At 74.5% G+C, this 21,153-nt stretch carries 17 protein-coding genes; 10 read left to right on the plus strand and 7 right to left on the minus strand.

The features are described from left to right. Nucleotides 1–266 precede the first annotated feature (266 nt). Complete coding sequence (locus IF73_RS42675; RefSeq protein WP_031014954.1) at nucleotides 267–941, minus strand: ScbR family autoregulator-binding transcription factor; 675 nt, start codon at nucleotides 939–941, stop codon at nucleotides 267–269. A 129-nt stretch (nucleotides 942–1,070) separates the two neighbouring features. Here IF73_RS42675 and IF73_RS0134760 point away from each other — a divergent pair, with 129 nt between their 5' ends. Both IF73_RS0134760 and IF73_RS0134765 read left to right on the plus strand, forming a co-directional pair. Further along, nucleotides 1,071–2,015 (plus strand): ScbA/BarX family gamma-butyrolactone biosynthesis protein, encoded by a 945-nt coding sequence (locus IF73_RS0134760; RefSeq protein ID WP_051717620.1) that lies wholly within the window; start codon nucleotides 1,071–1,073, stop codon nucleotides 2,013–2,015. A 45-nt stretch (nucleotides 2,016–2,060) separates the two neighbouring features. Beyond that, nucleotides 2,061–3,041: an NAD-dependent epimerase/dehydratase family protein gene (locus tag IF73_RS0134765; RefSeq protein ID WP_031014958.1), complete on the plus strand. Its 981-nt coding sequence runs from the start codon at nucleotides 2,061–2,063 to the stop codon at nucleotides 3,039–3,041. Between the two features lie 37 nt (nucleotides 3,042–3,078). On the opposite strand, the gene IF73_RS0134770 is transcribed toward IF73_RS0134765, so the two are convergent. From IF73_RS0134770 to IF73_RS0134780, 3 genes are all read right to left on the minus strand, one after another. Then, the gene (locus IF73_RS0134770; RefSeq protein WP_031014960.1) at nucleotides 3,079–4,296 is read right to left on the minus strand and encodes a sensor histidine kinase; all 1,218 of its coding nucleotides are present in this window, start codon (nucleotides 4,294–4,296) and stop codon (nucleotides 3,079–3,081) included. Nucleotides 4,297–4,368: 72 nt separating this feature from the next. Next, nucleotides 4,369–5,460: a magnesium/cobalt transporter CorA gene (gene corA / locus IF73_RS0134775; protein WP_031014962.1), complete on the minus strand. Its 1,092-nt coding sequence runs from the start codon at nucleotides 5,458–5,460 to the stop codon at nucleotides 4,369–4,371. 55 nt (nucleotides 5,461–5,515) lie between these two features. Beyond that, nucleotides 5,516–6,847 (minus strand): D-arabinono-1,4-lactone oxidase, encoded by a 1,332-nt coding sequence (locus IF73_RS0134780; RefSeq protein ID WP_031014964.1) that lies wholly within the window; start codon nucleotides 6,845–6,847, stop codon nucleotides 5,516–5,518. A gap of 260 nt (nucleotides 6,848–7,107) precedes the next feature. Between IF73_RS0134780 and IF73_RS0134785 the strand changes: the two genes are divergently transcribed. From IF73_RS0134785 to IF73_RS0134795, 3 genes are all read left to right on the plus strand, one after another. Further along, nucleotides 7,108–8,364 (plus strand): alanine racemase, encoded by a 1,257-nt coding sequence (locus IF73_RS0134785; protein ID WP_078868420.1) that lies wholly within the window; start codon nucleotides 7,108–7,110, stop codon nucleotides 8,362–8,364. 148 nt (nucleotides 8,365–8,512) lie between these two features. Further along, on the plus strand, nucleotides 8,513–9,133 hold the full coding sequence (locus IF73_RS0134790; RefSeq protein WP_031014968.1) for a TetR/AcrR family transcriptional regulator: 621 nt from the start codon (nucleotides 8,513–8,515) through the stop codon (nucleotides 9,131–9,133). A 73-nt stretch (nucleotides 9,134–9,206) separates the two neighbouring features. After that, entirely contained in the window at nucleotides 9,207–10,508 is a 1,302-nt protein-coding gene (locus tag IF73_RS0134795; protein WP_051717621.1) for a DUF1254 domain-containing protein, read from the plus strand. Between the two features lie 24 nt (nucleotides 10,509–10,532). On the opposite strand, the gene IF73_RS38280 is transcribed toward IF73_RS0134795, so the two are convergent. Next, nucleotides 10,533–10,736: a twin-arginine translocase TatA/TatE family subunit gene (locus IF73_RS38280; protein WP_386723547.1), complete on the minus strand. Its 204-nt coding sequence runs from the start codon at nucleotides 10,734–10,736 to the stop codon at nucleotides 10,533–10,535. A gap of 380 nt (nucleotides 10,737–11,116) precedes the next feature. Between IF73_RS38280 and IF73_RS0134805 the strand changes: the two genes are divergently transcribed. From IF73_RS0134805 to IF73_RS0134815, 3 genes are all read left to right on the plus strand, one after another. Beyond that, the gene (locus IF73_RS0134805) at nucleotides 11,117–11,989 is read left to right on the plus strand and encodes an alpha/beta hydrolase (RefSeq protein ID WP_031014972.1); all 873 of its coding nucleotides are present in this window, start codon (nucleotides 11,117–11,119) and stop codon (nucleotides 11,987–11,989) included. Between the two features lie 200 nt (nucleotides 11,990–12,189). Continuing rightward, nucleotides 12,190–12,981 carry a DUF4239 domain-containing protein gene (locus tag IF73_RS0134810; RefSeq protein WP_031014974.1) on the plus strand — a complete coding sequence of 264 codons (792 nt, stop codon included), beginning with the start codon at nucleotides 12,190–12,192 and terminating at the stop codon, nucleotides 12,979–12,981. A 128-nt stretch (nucleotides 12,982–13,109) separates the two neighbouring features. Next, complete coding sequence (locus IF73_RS0134815) at nucleotides 13,110–13,997, plus strand: YhjD/YihY/BrkB family envelope integrity protein (RefSeq protein WP_051717625.1); 888 nt, start codon at nucleotides 13,110–13,112, stop codon at nucleotides 13,995–13,997. A 12-nt stretch (nucleotides 13,998–14,009) separates the two neighbouring features. On the opposite strand, the gene IF73_RS0134820 is transcribed toward IF73_RS0134815, so the two are convergent. After that, nucleotides 14,010–15,017, minus strand: a complete 1,008-nt coding sequence (locus tag IF73_RS0134820; RefSeq protein WP_031014978.1) for a LacI family DNA-binding transcriptional regulator — start codon at nucleotides 15,015–15,017, stop codon at nucleotides 14,010–14,012. 241 nt (nucleotides 15,018–15,258) lie between these two features. Between IF73_RS0134820 and IF73_RS0134825 the strand changes: the two genes are divergently transcribed. Beyond that, nucleotides 15,259–17,478: an RICIN domain-containing protein gene (locus tag IF73_RS0134825; protein ID WP_031014980.1), complete on the plus strand. Its 2,220-nt coding sequence runs from the start codon at nucleotides 15,259–15,261 to the stop codon at nucleotides 17,476–17,478. A gap of 146 nt (nucleotides 17,479–17,624) precedes the next feature. After that, the gene (locus tag IF73_RS0134830) at nucleotides 17,625–18,935 is read left to right on the plus strand and encodes an NAD(P)/FAD-dependent oxidoreductase (RefSeq protein WP_037881489.1); all 1,311 of its coding nucleotides are present in this window, start codon (nucleotides 17,625–17,627) and stop codon (nucleotides 18,933–18,935) included. Here IF73_RS0134830 and IF73_RS0134835 read toward each other — a convergent pair. After that, nucleotides 18,932–20,887, minus strand: coding sequence for an APC family permease (locus IF73_RS0134835; protein WP_031014986.1), 1,956 nt, complete (start codon nucleotides 20,885–20,887; stop codon nucleotides 18,932–18,934). The two genes, IF73_RS0134830 and IF73_RS0134835, sit on opposite strands and share 4 nt — an antisense overlap. Between the last annotated feature and the right edge of the window lie 266 nt (nucleotides 20,888–21,153).

A 21,153-nucleotide genomic window follows, 5' to 3' on the forward strand; every position in this document is an offset into this window, starting at 1 on the left:
TCGCGTCCGCCAGCGCGCGCACCGACTCCCGGAGCATCTCGTGCTCCTCGGAGGTCCGGTACAGGTCGAAGTCCTTGCCCATGGTCTTGAGCTCCCTGGAAATGCTTGTGGCACCTGGCTTGTGGCACCCGGATACGCCCGCGGCACCGCGTATGGCACTGAGTACCCTCAGCAAAACACACTCAGTGCCATGACGCCAGAGCGCCCCGACGGCTTCAGCCGTCGGGGCGCTCGATCCGCGATCCGGACCGGATCGGTCCGCGTTCTCATTCCAAATCCGTCAGGTCCTCCTCCGAACGACTCCGCGCGGCCTCGTACTCGGCGGCCAGAAGTTCGGCGCGTTCCATGCTCACGTCCAGGGAGATCAGGACGCCGGGAGTGCAGATGCTGGGCATCACGTGGTGGACGAGGACCGCCACCCGGTGCATCAGGTCGGCGCGGTCGCACAGCACGGCGGACGTGGCCTGGACGCCCGAGAAGGCGGCGGAGAACAGCTCGGCGGAGTCCTGCGGGTTCACGTGCGGCAGCAGCTCCCCCTGCTCCTTCGCGATCGTCAGGGCCTCCGCGATCGAGTCGATCCAGACGCGGAACGGCGCCGCGCGGTTCACCCCGGTGGCGCCGGGGTCGAGGGCCAGGGCCACGCTCGCGCGCACCAGGGCGTCGTGCTGCAGGCGGTGGGCCAGGAGAAAGCCCTGGTCCACGAGCTCCTGGACCTTCAGGGTCTGCGGCGGGATCGGGTCGTCGAACATCTGCGCGCCGAGCACGCCGAGCGCCACTTCCTCCTTCGACGCGAAGTGGAAGTAGAGGGCCCCCTTGGTGACCCCGGCGCGCGCCAGGATCTCCCCGATGGTCGTCCGCTCGTAGCCGCGCTCGGCGAAGACGGACGCGGCGGACTGCAGGATCAGCTTCCTGGTTCGTATCGCGCGCGCTTGCTGCGCCAACGGTGCCTCCTGCTGTCTCGCTCGTCCGTGCTCACCGTGTGACATGAAGCATTGAAATGAAAACCGCGTTGTACGTATTCTACGCCGGGCCGGTCAACCCGCCGGGGTGCCGGGATGCGAGGGAGACCCATGGACAGCACCGGGCGAGAGTCGTCAACGGCCGTCCCGGGAGAGTTCGTTCACCGCGCGAATCCCGCCGACATCATGCCCACGGGATGGGCCCGCGAGAGCGAGGACCGCTTCTCCGTCTCCGCCCGCTGGCCGGACGCCCACGCCTTCTTCTCCCCGCTCGTGGGGGGCCTGCACGACCCGGTCCTGGTGGCCGAGACGCTGCGGCAGGCCACCATGCTGGTCGCCCACGCGGAAATCGGGGTGCCGGTGGACCATCAGTTCGTCATGTGGGACCTCACCTACCGCGTGGACCCCGAGGCGCTCTCCCTCCACGGCCTCTCCTCCGAGGTGGCGGTGGGCCTGGTCTTCTCGGACGTGCGCGGCCGGGGCCGGAACCTCCGCACCTTCCGCGCCGACGGAGTCATCCACCGCGAGGGCCGTCGGGTCGCGACCGCCCGGGGCCGGATCAGCTGCACCTCCCCGCTCGCCTACCGCCGCATACGCGGCGCCCGCATGGACGCGCTCGCCACCCCCGTCCCCCTCATACCCGGAGTGGCCCCCGAAGAGGTCGGCAGGGAGCATCCCGACGACGTCGTCCTGGCGCCCGCCACCGGGCGGAACCGGTGGCGGCTGCGCGTCAACACCGCCCATCCCACCCTCTTCCGGCGGCCCAACGACCACGTCCCCGGCATGCTGCTCCTGGAAGCGGCCCGTCAGGCCGCCCACCACGTGACCGGGACGGACACGTTCTTCCCGTCGGTCGTGAACATGTCCTTCTCCCGCTACGTCGAACTCGCACCGCCCTGCTGGATCACGGCCGAGATCGTCCCCGCCACCGACCCGGACATGGTCGCGGTGCGGGTCGAGGGGCACCAGGACGGCGAGCCCGTCTTCCACTGCACGCTCTCCTCGCCGGCCGACGCCCCGGCGCTCGTCCGGCTCGACCGGCGTCTCGCGGGCTGACCGGGGCGTAAACTCGCAGGGCCCACCCGCGCCCCGAAAGGTCCCATGGGAACCCGCATCCTCGTCACCGGCGCCACCGGCTTCATCGGCGGCCGGGTCGCCGCCGCGGCGGCCGCGCACCCGGACCTCGACCACCTGAGGCTCCTCGTCCGGCGCCCCGACGCGGCCCGCGTCGCACCCCCGGACGGGCCGTCCGCCGGCGGGCCCGTCGTCGAGACCGTCCAGGGCGACCTCCGGGACCCCGAGAGCCTGCGCCGCGCCTGCGACGGGATGGACGCCGTCGTCCACTGCGCCTCCGCGATCGGCGGCCCCGAGGACCTGCAGATCGCCGTCAACGAGCACGGCACCGGCGCCCTCGTGGCCGCCGCCGTCCGGGCCGGCGCCGGCCGGATCGTCTCCCTCAGCACCGCCTCCGTGCACGGCCGCGGCCCCTTCCGCGCCGCCGCGCCCGGCAGCCTTCCGCTCGCCCCGGGGTCCACGACCAGCCGGACCAGGGCGGCGGGGGAGCGGTACGTCCTGGACGCGGGCGGCAGCGTGCTGCGCCCGCACCTCGTCTACGGCACGGGGGACCGGCAGGTCGTCCCCGGCCTCCTGACGCTGCTCGCCGCGCTGCCGCGGCCGCTCGCCTGCACCGGCACCCTCCACTCGACGGTCGAGGTGGACAGCCTCGCGGGCGCCCTGCTGGGCGCCGCGCTCTCCCCGGCGACCCGGCCCGGCGCGTACTACGTCTCCCACCCCGACCCGGTCTCCGACGCCGAGTTCCTCGCCGCCGTCGGCCCCCTGTTGCCGGAGGCCGTACGGACCGCCCCGGGCCCCGCCCTGGAGCTCGCCGAGGCCCGCGCGCTGCTCGCCGGGAACCCGCTCGCCGCCCACCACCTGGAGATGTTCGGCGTCGACCACTGGTTCGCCGACGAGCGCCCCTGGGCCGACTTCGGCCGCGGCCCGGGCCCCGCCTTCACCGCCGCCTTCGCCCGCCACCTCCCCTGGTACCGGGACCACCTGGCCGGCCGCGCCGCACGGCCGTAGTCCGCCGCCTCGGCGCCCCCGCGCCGGGCGGAGCCCGTCAGACCGTGGGCAGCGGGACCGCGGCCGACAGGACCGTGCCCTCGCCGGGGGCCGACTCGACGGTGAGGGTGCCGCCGAGCTGGTCGGTGCGGGTGCGGATGGCCGGCAGGCCGTGACCGCGGACGCCGTCGCCGTCGCGGACGCCCGTCGGGTCGAAGCCGCGGCCGTCGTCGGCGACGTCGAGGACGACCTGGTCGTCGAGGTAGGTGAGGGTGAGCGCGGCGGTACGGGCGTCCGCGTGCTCGCGGACGTTCGCCAGCGCGCCCTGCGCGATCCGCAGCAGCGCCGACTGGACCCGGTCGGGCAGCCGGCGGGGCGGGACGCCCTCGATGTGGCAGCGGACCGCGAGTCCGGCGGTGGACTCCCGGCGGGCCAGGGCGCGCAGCGCCTCGTCTAGGCCGCCGCCCCCGGCGAGGTCGGCCGGGGCGAGGTCGTGGACGAAGCGGCGGGCCTCGGTGAGGTTGTGCTCGGCGATCTCGCCGGCCGCGCGCACGTGCCGGTGCGCCGTGTCGGGGTCCGAGTGCCAGGTCCGGTCGGCCGCCTGGAGCAGCATCCGCTGGCTCGACAGGCCCTGCGCGAGGGTGTCGTGGATCTCCATGGAGAGCCGCTGCCGCTCGGCGAGCGTGCCCTCGCGCCGCTCGGTCGCGGCCAGCTCCCGCCGGGTCCGGACGAGGTCGGCGATCAGCTCGCGCTGCCGCCGGGTCTGCTGGTCCATGCGGACGAAGACGGCGACGCAGATCGCGGCGATGGCGGGCGGGGCCAGCAGGATGTCGAACTCGAACCGGCCGGCGAGCCGCAGCTGGGCGGTGACGGAGACCACGGTGAGCAGGCCGATGAGCACCGCCGCGGCCGGCGGGCGCAGATGCCGCAGCCCCAGGTAGAAGAGCGGGATCGAGCACCAGGCGAAGCTGGGGGCGAGGAGGACCAGCGCGATCCAGACCGCCGTGCAGGCGCCGAGCCACAGGTGCCGGCGCCGCCGCTCGTCGCCGACCGCGGGCTCGGCCACGTACAGCGCGGCGAGGGCGGCGGACAGGGCGACCACCCAGGGGGCGATCCCGTCGCCGGTGTGCCGCATCAGGAAGCGGGTCAGCGAGGAGCCGAGCAGCAGGAAGAAGCCCAGGTGGAGCAGGACCCGGAACCAGCGCGCCTCGTCGTCCGCCGTCCCCGGGTCCCCGGCGGGAGCCGTCGCCGTCGCCGTACCGTCCCACCGCGCCATGCCGTGCCGCACCTCTCCGCCCGCTGATCGGATGAACGGAGCAAACCTCTCATATCCGCTGCCCGGGAGCGGTCAGAGCCAGCCGTTGCGGCGGAAGCCCCGGTGGATGGCGAAGCACGCCACCGCGATCACCCCGAGGACCACCGGGTAGCCGTAGGTCCAGCGCAGCTCCGGCATGTGCTCGAAGTTCATGCCGTACACCCCGCAGACCATGGTCGGCACGGCGACGATCGCCGCCCACGCGGTGATCTTCCGCATGTCCTCGTTCTGCGCCACCGTGACCTGCGCCAGATGGGCCTGGAGCACCGAGTCGAGCAGGGTGTCGTACGAGGCGATCTGCTCGGTCACCCGGGCGAGGTGGTCGGTGACGTCCCGGAAGTACGCCCGGATCTCGGGGTCCACCAGCGGCATCGGCCGGGTGGCGAGCTCGGTCAGCGGGCGGGCGAGCGGGGCGACCGCCCGGCGCAGTTCCAGCAGTTCGCGCTTGAGCTGGTAGATCCGGCCGGCGTCGCCGCGGTCCGCCTGGGCGGAGAAGACCGTGTTCTCGATCGCGTCGAGGTCGGTCTGGACCGCGTCCGCGACGGCGAGGTAGTCGTCCACCACGTGGTCCGCCATCGCGTGCAGCACCGCCGACGGCCCCTTGGCCAGCTGCTCGGGCATCGCCTCCAGCGTCTCGCGCAGCGGGCCGAGGGAGCCGTGCCCGCCGTGCCGGATGGTGATCACGAAGTCCGGCCCGACGAAGGCCATCAGCTCGCCGGTGTCCACCACCTCGCTCGTGGCGGTCAGCTGCTCGTGCTCGACGTACCGGACCGTCTTCAGGACGGCGAACAGCACCCCGTCGTACTCCTCGACCTTGGGCCGCTGATGGGCGTGGACCGCGTCCTCCACGGCCAGCGGATGCAGCCCGAAGAGCTCGGCCAGCACCGTCAGCTCCTTCTCCGCCGGCTCGTGCAGCCCGATCCACACGAAGCCGTCGCCGCCCCGGCGGACGTACCGCAGCGCGTCCTCGGCGCTCGCGCCCCGGACCGAACGCCGCACCCCGTCGACGTACACCACGCAGTTGACGACCGCGCTGCCGAGCGGCGACCGGGCCGGGTGGCTGAGGTCCACGGTGCGCCGGTAGGTCCGGCGGACGGCGGTGCGCAGGCGCTGGATGACGGACACGGTGGAACTCCTTCGGCAGACCGGGAGCCAGTGTGCCACCGCACCGCGCGGAGGATCAGCCCGCCGACGGGGGTGCGCCGAGGACGCGGTCGAGGTACGGATTGGAGAGGACGCCGGACGGGTCGAGCCGGTTCCGGAGGGCCACGAAGTCGTCGAACCGCTCGTAGCGGGGACGCAGCTCCGCCGCGCCGAGGTCGTGCATCTTGCCCCAGTGCGGCCGGCCGCCGTACGCGCCGAGGATCTTCTGGCAGGCGTCGAAGTACCGGCGGTACGGCATCCGGTGGTACTGGTGGAAGGCGATGTAGCAGCTCTCCCGGCCCTGCGCGGTGGAGAGCCAGATGTCGTCGGCGGCGGTGAAGCGGACCTCCAGCGGGAACGAGACCGGCTCCCCGTGGCCGTCGACCCACGAGCGGAGCTCCCGCAGCGCCTCCGCCGCGTGGGCCCGCGGGATCGCGAACTCGCCCTCGTGGAAGCGGACGTCGCGCACCGAGGCGAAGATCTTGTACGCGTGGTCGGTCCAGCTCCGGGACGACATCGCGCGCGCGGCGAAGCGGGTGATCGGCGGCACCAGGCGCGGCACGCGGGTGCCGAGCCGGTTCAGCGCCTCGAAGCCGGGGCCGCTGACGGCCTCGTCGAGCCGCCTGGAGAGGGCGCCGAGGGGGGAGAGGGGCGTGTCGGCGGGCAGCCGGCGGAAGCGGCGGGTCAGCGTGGTGTCGCTGTGCGGGAACCAGAAGAACTCGAAGTGGTCGTTTTCCGCGACGAGTTCGTCGAGCCGGCCGAGGGTCTCGGCGACCGGCATCGCGGTGTCCCGGGCGTGCAGGGCGTAGAGCGGGACGGTCTGGAGGGTGACCTTGGTGAGGACGCCGAGCGCCCCGAGGCCCACCCGGGCGGCGGCGAACAGCTCCGGCCGCTCGTCCGCCGAACAGACCGTCACCGACCCGTCGGCGAGGACGAGTTCGAGCGCCCGCACCTGGGTGGCGATGCCGCCGAAGCGGACGCCGGAGCCGTGGGTGCCGGTGGAGATCGCGCCCGAGACCGTCTGCCGGTCGATGTCGCCCATGTTCTCCAGGGCGAGGCCGTGCGAGGCGAGCAGCGGGTTCAGCTTCCACAGCGGCATGCCCGCGCCGACGGTGACGAGCCCCGTCTCCGGGTCCACCGCGTGCACGGCGTCGAGCAGGTCGAGCCGGAGCTGGACGTCCGGGGCGACCGCGACGCCGCTGAAGGAGTGCCCGGAGCCGACCGCCTTGACGCGCAGCCCGTCCCGTACCGCGTCCTTCAGCGCGGTGGCGACCTCCTCGGTGCGGGCCGGGCGCAGGACGCGCCGGGGGCGGGCCTCCTCGTTGCCGGCCCAGTTGCGCCAGACGCCGCCGTGCTCGCTGCTGCTCATGCCGGGCGTTTCCCTTCGGGCCGTACGCGTCGTGTCGTGGCGGGTTACCGCCGGTTCCCGCTGTCCGGAAGAGTGGACTTGGTCGTCCGTCCAAGTCAAGAGTCCCGGAGTCTTGACTTGGACGAGCGACCAAGAGACCGTGACGGCGTCGCCACCGGTCCCCGCGGAGGTCCGCGACCGCAGAGCCTTCGCCTGAGGTCCGCTCCGGCGGAGGTCCGCCTGAGGTCCGCTCCCCGCTGGTCCACGAAAGGCCGCCCACCATGGCAAGCGCCCGCCCCGACGCCGCAGCCGCCCCCTCTCCCGCCGCCGCGCCCGCCCCGCGCCCCGCCGGATTCGCCGACCTGGAGAAGGCGACCGCCGGCCTCCAGCCGCCGTTCGCCGTCGTCGACCTCGGCGCCCTGCGCGCCAACGCCGCCCAGATGACCCGCCGCGCCGACGGCAAGCCCATCCGACTGGCCAGCAAGTCGCTCCGCTGCCGCGCCCTCATCGACACCGTCCTGGCCGGACCGGGCTTCTCCGGCGTCCTCGCCTTCACCCTCCCCGAGGCGCTGTGGCTCGCCGCCCACGACCCCGGCCTGGACGTCCTCGTCGGCTACCCGACCGCCGACACCGACGCGCTCCGCCGGCTCGCCGCCGACGAGGACGCCGCCGCCCGGATCACCGTGATGGCCGACTCCGCCGAACAGCTCGACCTCCTCACCTCCGCGATCGGTCCCTCCGGCCCGCCGGTCCGGGTCTGCCTCGACCTCGACGCCTCCCTCCGGCTGCTCGGCGGCCGGGTCCACCTCGGCATGCGCCGCTCGCCCCTGCACGCGCCCGCGCAGGCGGCGGCGCTGGCCCGCGCCGTCGTGGCCCGCCCGCGCCTGCGGCTGGTCGGCGTGATGGCGTACGAGGGGCAGATCGCCGGCGTCGGCGACGACCAGCCGACCCAGGCGCGCCCGATGCGCACCGCCGTCCGCGCGGTCCAGCGGCTCTCCGCCCGCGAGCTGCGGGCCCGCCGCGCCGCCGCCGTCCGGGCGGTCCGCGAGGTGGCGCCGCTGGAGTTCGTCAACGGCGGCGGCACCGGCAGCCTGGAGACCACCTCCGCCGAGCCCGCCGTCACCGAACTCGGCGCCGGATCGGGGCTCTACGCCCCCGCCCTCTTCGACCACTACCGGGGCTTCAGCCCGCTGCCCGCCGCCTTCTTCGCGCTCGCGGTGGTCCGCCGCCCCGCCCCCGGCCACGTCACCGTCCTCGGCGGCGGCTGGACCGCCTCCGGCGCCCCGGGCCCGGACCGGCTGCCCGTCCCGGTCCACCCGGCGGGACTGCGGGTGCTCGCCGCCGAAGGCGCGGGCGAGGTGCAGACCCCGCTCGTCGGACCCGCCGCCGACACCCTGCGCTGCGGCGACCGGGTCTGGTTCCGGCACGCCAAGGCGGGCGAGCTCTGCGAGCGCGTCGACACCCTCCACCTCGTCGAGCACGACCGGGTGGTGGACGAGGTCCCCACCTACCGCGGCGAGGGCATGGCGTTCCTCTGACCGAGGCCCCGCCCCGGTCCGCCCGAGGCCCCGCCCCGGTCCGTCCGAGGTCCCGCCCAGGTCCGCCCGAGGCCCCGCCCCCGTCGCGGTACGGTGATCCGACCGCGCCGGTGAGCCGCCGCCCGCCCCCACCCGAGGAGACCGCCCCATGCCCCGACTCCCCGCCGCGGAGCGCCGCGAGCAGCTGGCGGAGGCGGCGATCCGGGTCATGATCCGCGACGGGGTCGCCGAGACCACCACCCGGGCCGTGGTCGCCGAAGCGGGGGTGCCGCTCGGCGCCTTCCACTACTGCTTCCGCTCCAAGGAGGAGCTGTTCCAGACCGTCATCGAGCGGATCATGGAGCGGAACCTCCCGCCGGCCGGCCTCGCGCACCCCGAGGGCGCCACCCCCTTCGAGAAGGTCCGGGCGATCCTGCACGCCTACTGGGAGCTGGTCCGGACCCGCCCGGACGAGCACCTGGTCACGTACGAGGTCACCCAGTACGCGCTCCGCAGGCCCGGCCTCGCCGACCTGGCCCGCCGTCAGTACCGGCACTACCTCGACGTGAACCGCGCCTACCTGGAGTCGATGGCCCGGACGGCCGGCCTCGCCTGGACGGTGGACCTCGCGGTGCTCGCCCGGCACGGTCTCGGCGTCCTCGACGGCCTCACCCTCACCTGGCTCGTCGACCGCGACGACGCGCAGGCACTGGCCGCGCTGGACGAGTACGCCCGCTACCTCGCCTCGGTCGCCGTCCCCCTGCCCGCGCCGGACGAGCCCGCGGCGTAACCCCCCCTCCGGATGCACACCCACCCGAAGCGTGACACTTTGGGCGGAAATGTGTCGGGTGAGGAGGGCGGACATGCCGGAGCGCACGCGGCCGACGGTCGAGGAGGCGCGGCGGACCGCCGCCGAGGCGTGGATCTGGGGACACCCGCTCCTGGCCGGCTACCGGAACCTGTACGCCGAGGCCGTCGACCCCGCCGACCCGCGCTCCGCCGGCGGGTTCGGCCGCTTCCGGCACGACGCCGGGCCGCTCGCGCCGGCCGGCGCCGACCTCGTCCACTCGACGGCCCGGCTCGACCTGCGGGCGGAGCCGTGGGTGCTGTCCGTCCCGGCGACCGACCGCTACCACCTGCTCGCGGTGCACGACCTCGACACCGTCCACGCGGGCTTCGTCGGCAGCGGCGCCACCGGCCGGGAGGCCGGCCACCACCTCGTCGCCGGACCGGGCTGGACGGGCCCGGTCCCCGACGGCGTCAGCGGCGTCCTGCGCACCGCGACCCGGCTCGTCGGCGTCCTCGGCCGCACCCACCTCGCCGGACCCGACGACGTCCCGGCCCTCCGCGCGGTCCAGGAGGGGTACCGGCTGCGCCCGCTCTCCGAGTTCACCGACACCGCCGCCCCGCACCCGGCGGAGGAGCCGGTCTGGCCGGTCTGGCGGGAGGAGGAGACCGACACCGTCGAGTTCCTCACCCTCCTCGACTTCCTGCTCCGCTTCTTCCCCGTCCTCGACGCCGACCGCGACCTGCGCGCCCGGCTCGCCGCCCTCGGCGTCGACGGCGGCGGCGCGTTCGAGCCCGCCGCGCTCTCCCCGGAACTCCGCGCCGCCCTGGAGGCGGGCATCGCCGACGGCCGGGCCCGGCTGACCGAGGCAGCCGCCGCGACGCCCCGCCCGGCCGGGCTCCACGGCACCCGCGCCGAGCTCGCCGCCGACCCGCTGCGCCGCGCGCTCGCCGCCCACCAGGACCCGTACGGACTGCCGGACGCCCAGGTGTGGCGGCGCGACCCGGCCGCCGACGGCCCGCCGGACGGCTCCCGGCACGCGTACGCGCTCCGCTTCGCCCCCGGACAGCTGCCGCCCGCCCGCTTCTTCTGGTCGGCCTCCCTCGCCGGGCTGCCGGACGGGCGCTTCGCCGAGAACGAGATCGACCGGTACGCGATCGGCGACCGCACGCCGGGGATCCTCTACGACGACGACGGCGGACTCACCCTGTACGTCGCCCACCGACGCCCCACCGACCCCGAGCGCGCCGCCAACTGGCTGCCTGCCCCGGCCGGACCGTTCTCCGTCACGCTCCGGCTCCACGGCCCCGACCCCTCGGTCCTCGCCGGCCGCTGGCCGCTGCCGCGGCTCACCCGCGACGACGGCGCGGACGGCTGAGCGGGGAGGGCGGGGTCCGGCGGCTCAGCGCTCCTCGGCGGAGCTCCGGACCGTCTCCTTCACCGTGTACGTGGCCGCCGGCTCCCGGGGCGCGTCGCCCGCCTTCATCTCGCGCGCCTCGGCCTTGAGGATGCGGGCCGCCTTGCCGGCGTTGCGGGCCAGCTCCGGCAGCTTGCGCGCGCCGACCACCAGGGCGACGACGACCAGCAGGATCGCGATCTCGCTCATACCGAACACGGGGGACACTCCTGGCGGGTGGGACGGGACGCCGGCCGGACGCGCGCCAATCTACAGGGGCCCGGAAGGGCCGGTAAGGGGCGCCCCCGCCCGGTGAGAGGCTCCCCGGGGCCGGGTGAGCGGCCCGAAATGGCGTGCGAGGCGAAGGGAGGGGCTGTTACGGTCGCCCGCATGTGCTCCGTCATCCAGGACTTCCGGGCGATCCGGCTCCGTTCCGCGCGCTGACCGCGGTTCCGGCCCCTCGCCCCTCCACACCCGCGCGCCCGCGCCGAGACCCGGCGCCCCCGCGCCGATCCCGCGCGTCGTCGCGCCCGCCGGTCCCGAGGTCCACGCGTCCACCGTTTCGCCTCAGGATGACAAGGACCTTCCCCATGCGCTCAGACCAGCGCCCCACGTTCGTGTTCGTGCACGGCGGTGCCGCCAACGCCCGTGCCTGGACCCCGCTCCGGAACGAACTGGCCCTGCGCGGCCACCGCTCGTACGCCGTCGACCTGCCCGGCCACGGCGACCGGGCCACCGGCCCCGCCTCCTACCACCGCCAGGACCAGGACCGCGCCGCCCTGGCCCACGAAGCGTCACCGATGGACGGCGTCACCCTCGCCGACAACGTCCGGCACGTCGTCGGCGTGCTGCGCCGGCTCGCCTGCCACGGGCCGGTGGTCCTCGCCGGCAGCAGCCTCGGCGGCCTCACCCTCACCGCCGTCGTCAACGCCGCCCCGGACCTGGTCCACCGGGTCGTCTACCTCTCGGCGCTCTGCCTCGCCGACCCCGCGATGCTCACCGGGCCGTGGGACGTCCCCGACGAGAACCTGCTCGACGCGGCGGCGGCCAGGATCGCCGTCCCCTACGACGCGCCCGGCCGCGACCCCGGCGTCGTCCGGCTGGACTGGCGCCGCGCGCACACCGATCCGGAGGCGTACGCCGCGCTGAAGGCCGCCATCATGGCCGACGCCCCCGACCACCTCTTCCGCCACTTCCTCGACTCGCTCGACGCCGACGAGAACCACGCCGTCCTCGAACCGGCCGCGCTCGTCCGGCCCGAGGCATGGCGCAGGGTGCCCCACACCTACGTCCGCCTCTCCGCCGACCACAGCCTCACCCCGGCCGTGCAGGACCACATGATCCGCGCGGCGGACGCCCTCACCCCCGACCACCCCTTCGACGTGCACACCCTGCCCACCTCGCACGTCGGGTACGTGAGCCGGCCCGAGCTCTTCGCCGACCTCCTCTGCCGGCTGACCTGACCTGACCCGCCCCGACCTGACCCGCCCCGACCTGACCTGACCCGAACAGACCCGGCCGCCCGGTGACCGCCGTACCCCGCGACGGTCACCGGGGGCGTCCGGCATGGTCACCCGATGGTGTGCACTCTGCCCTTGCGCCGGGGGCGTACGCCTCGGTAGCGGTCCGGCGCGGGTGCGCCGGATCCCTACACTCCGCGCTCATGTCGCTCTGGCTGCTCAACCACTTCAGCTCCCTGACCCTCGCCGTCGTCCTCGTCGGCGGCACCGTCGTGCTCGCCGTCACGGGCAGCGTGCTGCTCCGCCGCCGCCATCCGTCGCTCGCCGAGGGGGAGCACAACGACATGGTCGGCGTGACCCTGGGGATGTTCGGCGCGATCTACGGCATCATCCTGGCCTTCGTCATCGTCACCCTCTGGACCCAGCTGGAGAGCACCCAGACGATCGTCGCCGCCGAGGCCACCGACGTCGCCCTCATCGCCCGCGACGCCGCCGCCTTCCCGCCGCCCGTCCGCGCCGACCTGGACGCGGCCCTCGGCGACTACGTCCACGCCGTCGTCGAGAAGCAGTGGCCGCGGATGCGCGAGGGCGTGCCGCAGTACGGCGCCACCGAGCGCAGCCTCGTCGACGCCTTCGACGTGCTCCAGGCGTACGACCCGAAGACCCCGCGCGAGGAGGTCTTCTACGAGGAGGCCGTCGCGCACCTCAACGACGTGGCCGCGCAGCGGCGCGCCCGGATCACCATGGCCGAGCAGGAACTCCCGCCGCTGCTCCAGGTGCTGGCCTTCGGCGGCGCCCTCGTCCTCGTCCCGCTCACCTTCCTGTACGGGATGCGGCGGCTGCGGATCCAGCTCCTGTTCGTCGCCTCCGTCGCCGCCCTGATCGGCTTCAGCCTGCTGCTCGTCCTGGTCCTCGACCGGCCCTTCGCGGGCGAGCTGAGCGTGAGCCCCGCCCCGTACCAGGAGGGGGCGCTGGCCCGCTACTGGGCCGAGTGACCCGACCCGTTCGGCCGCCGCCGGGTGGCCGGGGCCCCGCCGGTGGCGTCTCATGGCGGGGACCGTCCGCGGACGGCGGCCCCGGCCGGACGCGGCGGGGGAGACCGGCGAGGCGGGCGGGAGGCGCGATGGGGTGGGCGGACCGGGTGCGGAACCTCCGTGCCGGCGCCGAGCGGCGCTTCCCCGTGCTGACCGAGGTGACCGAACGGCTCGTCGGCGGCAACCTCCTCGACGCCGGCACCCGGCTCGCCGCCCAGGCCTTCCTCGCCGCCGTCCCGCTCCTCTTCGCGCTCGCCGCCTTCGCGCCCGATCCGGTCCGCGACCAGCTCCGCGAATCCCTCCGCGCCATGTTCGGCCTCACCGGCGCCGCCGACCAGCAGCTCCAGCAGGTCTTCGACCGGGGCTCCGACGACGGGGTGCGGGAGACCAGCGGCGCCGTCGGCGCCGTCATCGCGCTCGTCTCCGCCACCAGCTTCAGCCGCGCCATGGCCCGCGTCTGCGAACGCGCCTGGGGCCTGCCCAAGGCCGGCACCCGGATCGCCGCCTGGCGGTGGGCGGTCTGGCTGCTCGCCCTGGTCGTCGTCGTCCTCCTCCAGGCGCCGATCCGCGACGGCTTCGGTGCCGGCGCCTGGCTCGGCGTCCCGCTCTTCTTCGTCCTCGGCGTCGGCGTCTGGCTGTGGACGCAGCACCTCCTGCTCGCCAAGCGCGTCCCCTGGCTGCCGCTGCTGCCCGGCGCCGTGCTGGGCGCCGCCGCCTCCACCGCCCTCGGCATCACCGCCCGCTTCTACATGCCCGGCGCGCTCAACCGGGCGCTCGCCGAGTACGGCGCCCTCGGCCTGGTCCTCACCCTGCTGTCCTGGCTCATCGTCGTCTGCGCCGCGCTGACCTTCGCCTTCACCATCGGAGCCGTCCTCGCCCGCGAGCCCACCCTGGCCCGCCTCCTCGGCACCGACCGGATCCGGACGACGGTCCCCGCCCCGCCCCGGCCGGCGGGCCGGGACACGCCCGACGCGTAGGCCCGCGCCGCCTCAGGTGCGGCGCGGTGCGGCGGTGCTGTCGCCGGGGACCAGGGCGGGGAGCAGCGGCCGGGGGAGCGGGTCCGGCGGCGCGGCGGAGCCGGAGGCGGCGCCGAGGGCGAGGCCGACGGCCTGCCGGGCCATCTCCCGCTTGGGGAGGACCACGCTGGTGAGCGTCTGGCCGGACAGCACCCCGGCCGGGGCGTCGTCGTGCGCGACCACGGACAGGTCGCCGGGGACGGTACGGCCCAGGGCCCGGGCGGCCTCCACGGCGGCGACCGCGAGGACGTCGTGGGTGGCGAAGAGCGCCGTCGCCTCCGGGTGGGCCCGCAGCGCGTCGAGTGCCGCGGCGAGGCCGCCCGCGAAGGCGGGTTCGGCCGCCGTGCGCACGGCGTCGTCCGGCAGCGGGACCCCGTCCTCGCGGAAGGCCCGCCGGAAGCCGGCCGTCCGGACGGTGTGCGCGGGGCTGGCGAGGACGAGGGCCCGCTCGTGCCCGAGCGCCCGCAGGTGCCGGCCGGCGAGGTGGCCGCCGTGCTCGTAGTCGACCGTGACGACCGGGAAGCCGTCGGGCAGCGCGGCCTCCCAGGCGCACAGCACCACCGGGAAGCGGGCGTCCGCGAGGAGCGGCAGATGGCCGGTGAGGCCCTGGTCGCCGGCGATCAGCAGGGCGTCCACGGAGCGGCTGGCCAGCGCGGCCAGATGGCGCCGGGCCCGCTCCCCGTCGCGGCGGGTGGTGCACAGCAGCAGCCGGTGGCCGCGCTCCTCCAGCGCGTCCTCGACCTCCTCGACCAGGTCCGCGTAGAACGGCGCGGAGACGGTCGGCACGAAGAGCCCGACGGTGCGGCTGCTGCCGGTGGCGAGCGAACGGGCCACCAGATTGGGCACGTAACCGAGTTCGGCGATCGCGGCGCGGACCCGCGCCTCCGTCGCCGGGCGCACCGCGACGCGCCCCGTGACGACGTTGGAGACGGTCTGCTTGGTGACGCCGGCCCGCTCCGCCACGTCCTGCATGGTGACCATGACGCCCCCTCGTCGCCCCCGCCCCGCCAGGCTCGCAACGTAACCGGGCCCCCACCTGCGGTCAAGGCGCTCCCCGGCCTCCCCGGCGACCTGTCGGACCGTCAACCTCCTTGTGGAGAAAGGGGACAGGCGGACGCGGGGCTCTTGTTTTACCGGTCAAATGCGCTCTAGGGTCCGTGCCACCAGCGGCTCGACTCCTCCACCCCTGGGAGTACTCGTGCACCTTCCGCGCAGCAGATTCGTGAGCACGCTCGTCGCGGCGGCCCTGGCCGTGAGCGGCGGCGCCGCCCTCGCAGCGGCCCCGCCGGCCACCGCCGGGCCCGCCCCCGCCACCACGACGGCCACCGCGTCCACCACCGCCACCTACACGGTCACCGTCGGCGCCAAGGGCTCCTGGAACCGGCCCGACGACACCCCCGCCAGTCCGTTCGTCGACAAGGACGGCACCTTCTACTACCAGCAGGCCCACGCCCTGTACGGGGCGACCGACCCCCGCAAGTGGACCTTCTACACCGGCGCCGACTTCGACTCCGCCACCCGCTCGTCGGCGATCAGCGACGCGGTGAACCCGGCCAACTCCGCCGACCGCAACAACGACACCACCTGGCGCTGCAACAACAGCGTCACCGGCGTGGAGTCCACCCAGGCCCCGGCCGGCAGCGGCTACGCCCACCGCAACTACTGCGACCTGACCGGGATGTGGGTCGATCCGGACACCGGCGACTGGTACGGCCTCGTCCACAACGAGTTCACCCCGCAGCCCTTCGCCGACGGCATCCACTACGACGGCATCGACTACGCCGTCTCCAGGGACCAGGGCCGGACCTGGACGATCAAGGACCACGTCATCACCTCGCCGTACAGCACGAAGCGCGGCGACACCGCCGCCTTCCCGCAGCAGACGTACCACTACGGCACCGGCGACCCCCGGCTCTTCGTCGACACCGCCTCCGGCTACTTCTACGCCTTCTACGGCTCCCGGATCGTCAACAAGGGCGGCGGCTGGGCCGCCTTCTACGGGCACGTCGCCCGCGCCCCCATCTCCGGGAAGATGGCGCCCGGTTCGTGGCGCAAGTGGTACGACGGCGCCTGGACGCAGCCCGGGGTCGGCGGCCGGGAGTCCACCATGGTCCCGGTCGGCGCGGGCAGCGCGACCGGCTACGTGCCGAAGGAGAAGGAGTACGACCCCGCGAACGCCGGATCCGTGAGCCAGCAGGTCGCGGCCGGGCTCACCCCCGCCACCTCCCCGCTCTTCGTCATGGACATCACCTACAACGCCCACCTCGGCCTGTACATCGGCGAGCCGCAGGCCGTCGACCAGAGCGGCGACGCGCCGCAGGAGATCTACGCCACCACCGACCTGACGACCCAGAAGTGGTTCCGGCTCGGCGACACCGGCAGCTACCGGACCGCCTCCTGGTACCGCTGGTTCCTCGACGCCGGCAACCGCACCGGCTCCGGCATCGTCGGCCGTGACTTCCGCGCCTACTGCTCCTTCGGCTGCTCCGGCGGCGCCAGCGGTGAGTACGTCGACCTCAGCATCGGGACGAACGAGCCCGCCGCCCCCGTCGACACCGGCCGCGCCTACCGGATCGCCGCCGCGGACGGCCGGGTCCTGGCCCAGGTGTCCGGCGGCTCCGCCACCACCTCCACCGCGGCCGCCACCGGCTCCGCGCTGGAGCACTGGACCTTCACCGCGAAGGGCGACGGCTCCTACCGCATCGCCAACGCCGCCACCGGCGGCCTCCTCGGCGTCGCCTCCACCGGACCCGGCACGCGCGCGTGGGGCACGAAGCCCACGGTCGCCGCGGCGGCCTCCGGCACCGGCCAGGACTGGTTCGTGATCCGCGGCGCCTCCGCCGCCGACAACACCCCCACGGGCACCGTGAAGCTGGTCAACCGGTACAGCGGCCTCGTCCTCGGGCTCTCCGCCGCCACCGCCCGCACCGCCGAGACCACGCCCGCCCGCAGCTGGACCGACACCACCGGCTCCCCGGTCGGCGCCGGCCGCACGGCCGCCGAGCAGACCCTCACCCTCACCCCGGTCGGCGACGCCCCGCGGACCGTCACCCTCACCGCCGGCGGCAAGGCCCTCGACAACCCCGACAGCAGCACCGCCGACGGCACCGGGCTCGTCACCTGGACCCCGAACAGCGGCGCCAACCAGAAGTGGACCCTCACCCCGCACGCCGACGGCGGCTACGAGCTCCGCAACAACGCCTCGGGGAAGTGCGCGGACGTCGAGAGCGGCTCCACCGCCGCCGGCGCCCGGGTCATCCAGTGGACCTGCCACGGCGGCGCCAACCAGCGCTGGACGCTCCAGCGCCTCCCCGACGGCACCTCCACCGTCACCTCGGTGCGCAGCGGCCTGCTCCTGACCACCGCCTCACCGGCGAACGGGGCCAAGGTCACCCAGCAGCCGGACACCGGCAGCGCCCTGCAGCACTGGACGACCGGCTGACCGGAACCGCTCCCGCCACCCGGGGGCCCGCGCGGACGGCGGTCCGCGCGGGCCCCCGACCCTTGACAGGGAGGTCATGCCCCTGACAGGAGTGGCGCGGTACCACTCCCACGGACGGCATCCACCTCGAAGGGGGCGATCGGCGCATGACCGAGCCCGAGAGCACCGCACCCGGCCCGCGGCCGGACGGCACGTACGACGTCGTCATCAGCGGAGCGAGCCTCGCCGGCTGCGCCGCGGCGATCCTGCTCGCCCGGCGCGGCGCCCGCGTCGCCCTCCTGGAGCGCCGCTCGGACCCCGGCGCGTACAAGGTGCTCTGCACCCACGCCCTCACCGCCTGCGCCCACCCGGTCCTCGACGAACTCGGCCTCCTCCCCGACCTGGAGAAGGCCGGCGCCGTCCGCAACGAAGCGCGCTGGTACACCCGCTGGGGCTGGATCGAACCGCGCGCCGCACCCGGCGGACCCGAACTCCCGTACGCCTACAACGTCCGCCGCTCCACCCTCGACCCGCTCATCAGGTCCCACGCGGCCCGCACCCCCGGCGTGGACCTGCTCCTCGGCCACAAGGTCACCGGATTGCTCCGGGACGCCGGACGCACCACCGGCGTCCGCGTCACGGGGCCCGACGGGGAACGGGAACTGCCCGCCCGTCTGGTCGTCGGCGCCGACGGCAAGGACTCGGCCGTCGCGAAGCTCGCCGGCATCCCCGAACGGCGGTACGAGAACGGGCGGTTCGGCTACCTCGCCCACTTCCGCGACCTGCCGCTGCCCGGCGGGATCGGCCAGGCGTGGTTCCTCGAACCCGACATGGCGTACTCCTTCCCCAACGACGACGGCGTCACCGTCCTCGCCGTCCTCCCGGACAAGAAGCACCTGCCGGCCTTCCGCGAGGACCTGGAGGGCAGCTTCCACGCCTTCGTCCGCGCCCTGCCCGAGGCGCCCCCCATCGACTCCGCCCGGCGCGTCTCCAAGTTCATCGGCACCGTCGACTACCCGCTGATCACCCGCGACCCCACCGCCCCCGGCATCGCCCTCGTCGGCGACGCCGCCCTGACCGGCGACCCGCTGTGGGGCGTCGGCTGCGGCTGGGCCCTCCAGACCGCGCAGTGGCTGGCCGAGGCGGTCGCCCCCGCCGCGACCGGCCGCGGCGACCTCGACCGCGCGCTCGCCGCGTACGGCCGCACCCACCGCCGCCGGCTCCGCCCCCACCAGCAGCTGGCCGTCGACTACGCCCGGTCCCGCCCCTTCAACCCCGGCGAGCGCCTCATGTTCTCCGCCGCCGCCCGGGACGCGGCCGCCGCCCGCCACATGTACCTCTTCGCCTCCCGGCTCATCGGCCCCCTCGGCTTCCTCAACCCGCGCTCCGTCGCCCGCGCGGCGGCCGTCAACCTCCGGCACCGGCTCCGCGGGCCCGCGCCGGCCGACGCCCCCGCCGCCGGCCGGCCTGCCCGCTAGCCGACGTGGACGCGCGGGCGGCGGTCGCGGTCGGGCTCCGCCTCGCGCAGGACCTCGCGGGTGACCGGGGCGATCTCGCCCTGGCCGAAGAGGAAGAAGCGCAGGAAGTTGGCGAACGGATTGCCCTCGGTCCACTCGAAGTAGACGTGCGGGCGGACACCGGTGAGGTCACGGGAGTGGAGCAGGACCGCCGCGAGGGCGTTGGGGACGGAGGAGCTCTCCACCGTCAGGACCCGGAAGCGGTCGTGGAGCACCTCGCCGCGCACCGTGAGGCCGGCCTCGAACTCGGACGGGTCGGTGACCGTCACCTCGACGAAGACGAAGTCCTCGGTGTCGGGCAGGTCGTTGTCGGCGCGGATCTGGTCCTTCTTCGCCCGGTACTCCTCCGCGTCGCGGTTGTCCGGCTCGTTGGCGATGAACCGGGGCGTGCGGTGCGAGATGTCGCGGATGAACCGCTCGGCCATGGCGTCGAGCTCCACGTGCGTCACCCGCAGCTCGAAGGCGCGGCCGAGCCGGGAGAGCAGCGAGACGAGGATGATGCCGGCGATGAAGCAGGCGCCGATCTTCACGCCGTCCGGGCGCTCGATGATGTTGACGACCGTCGTGTAGAGGAAGACGGCCGAGATGACTCCGAAGCCGATGGTCCAGCCGCGCTGGCCGGCCTTGCGGGCCGCGATGGTCACGGCGATGGCCGCGGAGCAGATCAGCACGAGGACACCGGTGGCGTACGCGCCGCCCTGCGCGTCGACGTCGGCGTCGAAGATCCAGGTGACGAGGAAGGCGACCAGGGTGAAGACGATCACCATGGGCCGGACGGCCCGCGCCCAGTGCGGCGCCATGCCGTACTTCGGCAGGTAGCGCGGCATCAGGTTGAGCAGGCCCGCCATGGCGGAGGCGCCGGCGAACCACAGGATGAGGATGGTCGAGACGTCGTAGACGGTGCCGAAGGCGTTGCCCAGGTACTCGTGCGCGAGGTAGGCGAGGGCGCGCCCGTTCGCCTCGCCGCCGGACTCGAACTCCTCGTGCGGGATGAGCACGGTGGTGATGAAGCTGGTGCAGATCAGGAAGACGCTCATGATCAGCGCGGCGGTGGTGAGGAGCTTCTTCGTGTCCCGGATGCGTCCCTCGGGCTGCGCCTCGGTGTCCCCCGCGTCGCCCTTGACGTGCGGCATCACGGCCACGCCGGTCTCGAAGCCGGAGAGGCCGAGGGCGAGCTTGGGGAAGACGAGCAGCGCGACGCCGATCATCACGAAGACGTTGCCGTGCTCCTGGGTCAGGGCGGCGGTCCAGTCGCTGACGACGTGCCCCTCGGTCAGCACCTGGTACAGGCCGGTCACCACGACGACGGCGTTGAGCCCGAGGTAGACGCCGACGAGGGCCACGGCGACGCCGATCGCCTCCAGGAAGCCCTTCAGGAAGACCGCGCCGAGCAGCGCGATCAGCACCATCGTGATCAGCACCTGCTTGTCGTGCAGGGCCGACTCCAGGTGCGGGTTCTCCACCAGGTGGGTGGAGGCGTCGGCGGCCGACAGGGTGATGGTGATGAGGAAGTCGGTCGCCGCGAAGCCCAGCAGGGTCAGGACGAAGAGCTTGCCCTTCCAGAACGACAGCAGCCGCGACAGCATCGCGATCGAGCCCTCGCCGTGCGGGCTCTCCTCCGCCACCCGCCGGTAGACCGGCAGCGCGCCCAACAGCGTCACGATCACCAGCACGATGGTCGCGACGGGGGAGAGGAGGCCGGCCGCGAGGGCGGCGATGCCGGGCTGGTAGCCGAGGGTCGAGAAGTAGTCGACGCCGGTCAGGCACATCACCCGGTACCAGGGCTGCCCCTGGTGTCCGGCGTCCGGAACTGACTCCTTCGGGCGGGAGGGTTTGCCCTTGCCCATGTCGGACAGCCCCTCCAGCATCCACGCGCGCAGCCTGCTGCCGCGCGTCTCGGTCGTGGTGGCCATGGAGTGCTCCCGGGTTCCGCTGCTGAAGGGTGGTTCGGCCGCCTGACCTGCGGCCGAGCCAGCGTAAGCAGCCCGCGGGGAGACGCACCCGGCGGTCGCGTCAGGGAAGCGTCAAGATCCGTCGGCAGGGCGTCACCTTGCTCACACGGACGCGGCCCCGGGCGTCGCGGGCGGATGACCGGACGCGGGTCGTCGCGGGCAGGACGCGTTCACGGTCGCGGTACGGCCCCGCGAGTCCCTTTCCGGTCGATTTGCGCCCCCGTCGC

This window comes from Streptomyces sp. NRRL F-5727 (assembly GCF_000719555.1).
Lineage (GTDB): Bacteria > Actinomycetota > Actinomycetes > Streptomycetales > Streptomycetaceae > Streptomyces.

Excerpts from the sequence above, each read along its gene's own strand:
- IF73_RS0134760 (WP_051717620.1), top strand. The coding sequence starts at position 1,071 with ATGGACAGCACCGGGCGAGAGTCGTCAACGGCCGTCCCGGGAGAGTTC.
- IF73_RS0134765 (WP_031014958.1), top strand. The coding sequence starts at position 2,061 with ATGGGAACCCGCATCCTCGTCACCGGCGCCACCGGCTTCATCGGCGGC.
- IF73_RS0134770 (WP_031014960.1), bottom strand. The coding sequence starts at position 4,296 with ATGGCGCGGTGGGACGGTACGGCGACGGCGACGGCTCCCGCCGGGGAC.
- IF73_RS0134780 (WP_031014964.1), bottom strand. The coding sequence starts at position 6,847 with ATGAGCAGCAGCGAGCACGGCGGCGTCTGGCGCAACTGGGCCGGCAAC.
- IF73_RS0134785 (WP_078868420.1), top strand. The coding sequence starts at position 7,108 with ATGGCAAGCGCCCGCCCCGACGCCGCAGCCGCCCCCTCTCCCGCCGCC.
- IF73_RS0134790 (WP_031014968.1), top strand. The coding sequence starts at position 8,513 with ATGCCCCGACTCCCCGCCGCGGAGCGCCGCGAGCAGCTGGCGGAGGCG.
- IF73_RS0134795 (WP_051717621.1), top strand. The coding sequence starts at position 9,207 with ATGCCGGAGCGCACGCGGCCGACGGTCGAGGAGGCGCGGCGGACCGCC.
- IF73_RS38280 (WP_386723547.1), bottom strand. The coding sequence starts at position 10,736 with ATGAGCGAGATCGCGATCCTGCTGGTCGTCGTCGCCCTGGTGGTCGGC.
- IF73_RS0134805 (WP_031014972.1), top strand. The coding sequence starts at position 11,117 with ATGCGCTCAGACCAGCGCCCCACGTTCGTGTTCGTGCACGGCGGTGCC.
- IF73_RS0134810 (WP_031014974.1), top strand. The coding sequence starts at position 12,190 with ATGTCGCTCTGGCTGCTCAACCACTTCAGCTCCCTGACCCTCGCCGTC.
- IF73_RS0134815 (WP_051717625.1), top strand. The coding sequence starts at position 13,110 with ATGGGGTGGGCGGACCGGGTGCGGAACCTCCGTGCCGGCGCCGAGCGG.
- IF73_RS0134820 (WP_031014978.1), bottom strand. The coding sequence starts at position 15,017 with ATGGTCACCATGCAGGACGTGGCGGAGCGGGCCGGCGTCACCAAGCAG.
- IF73_RS0134830 (WP_037881489.1), top strand. The coding sequence starts at position 17,625 with ATGACCGAGCCCGAGAGCACCGCACCCGGCCCGCGGCCGGACGGCACG.
- IF73_RS0134835 (WP_031014986.1), bottom strand. The coding sequence starts at position 20,887 with ATGGCCACCACGACCGAGACGCGCGGCAGCAGGCTGCGCGCGTGGATG.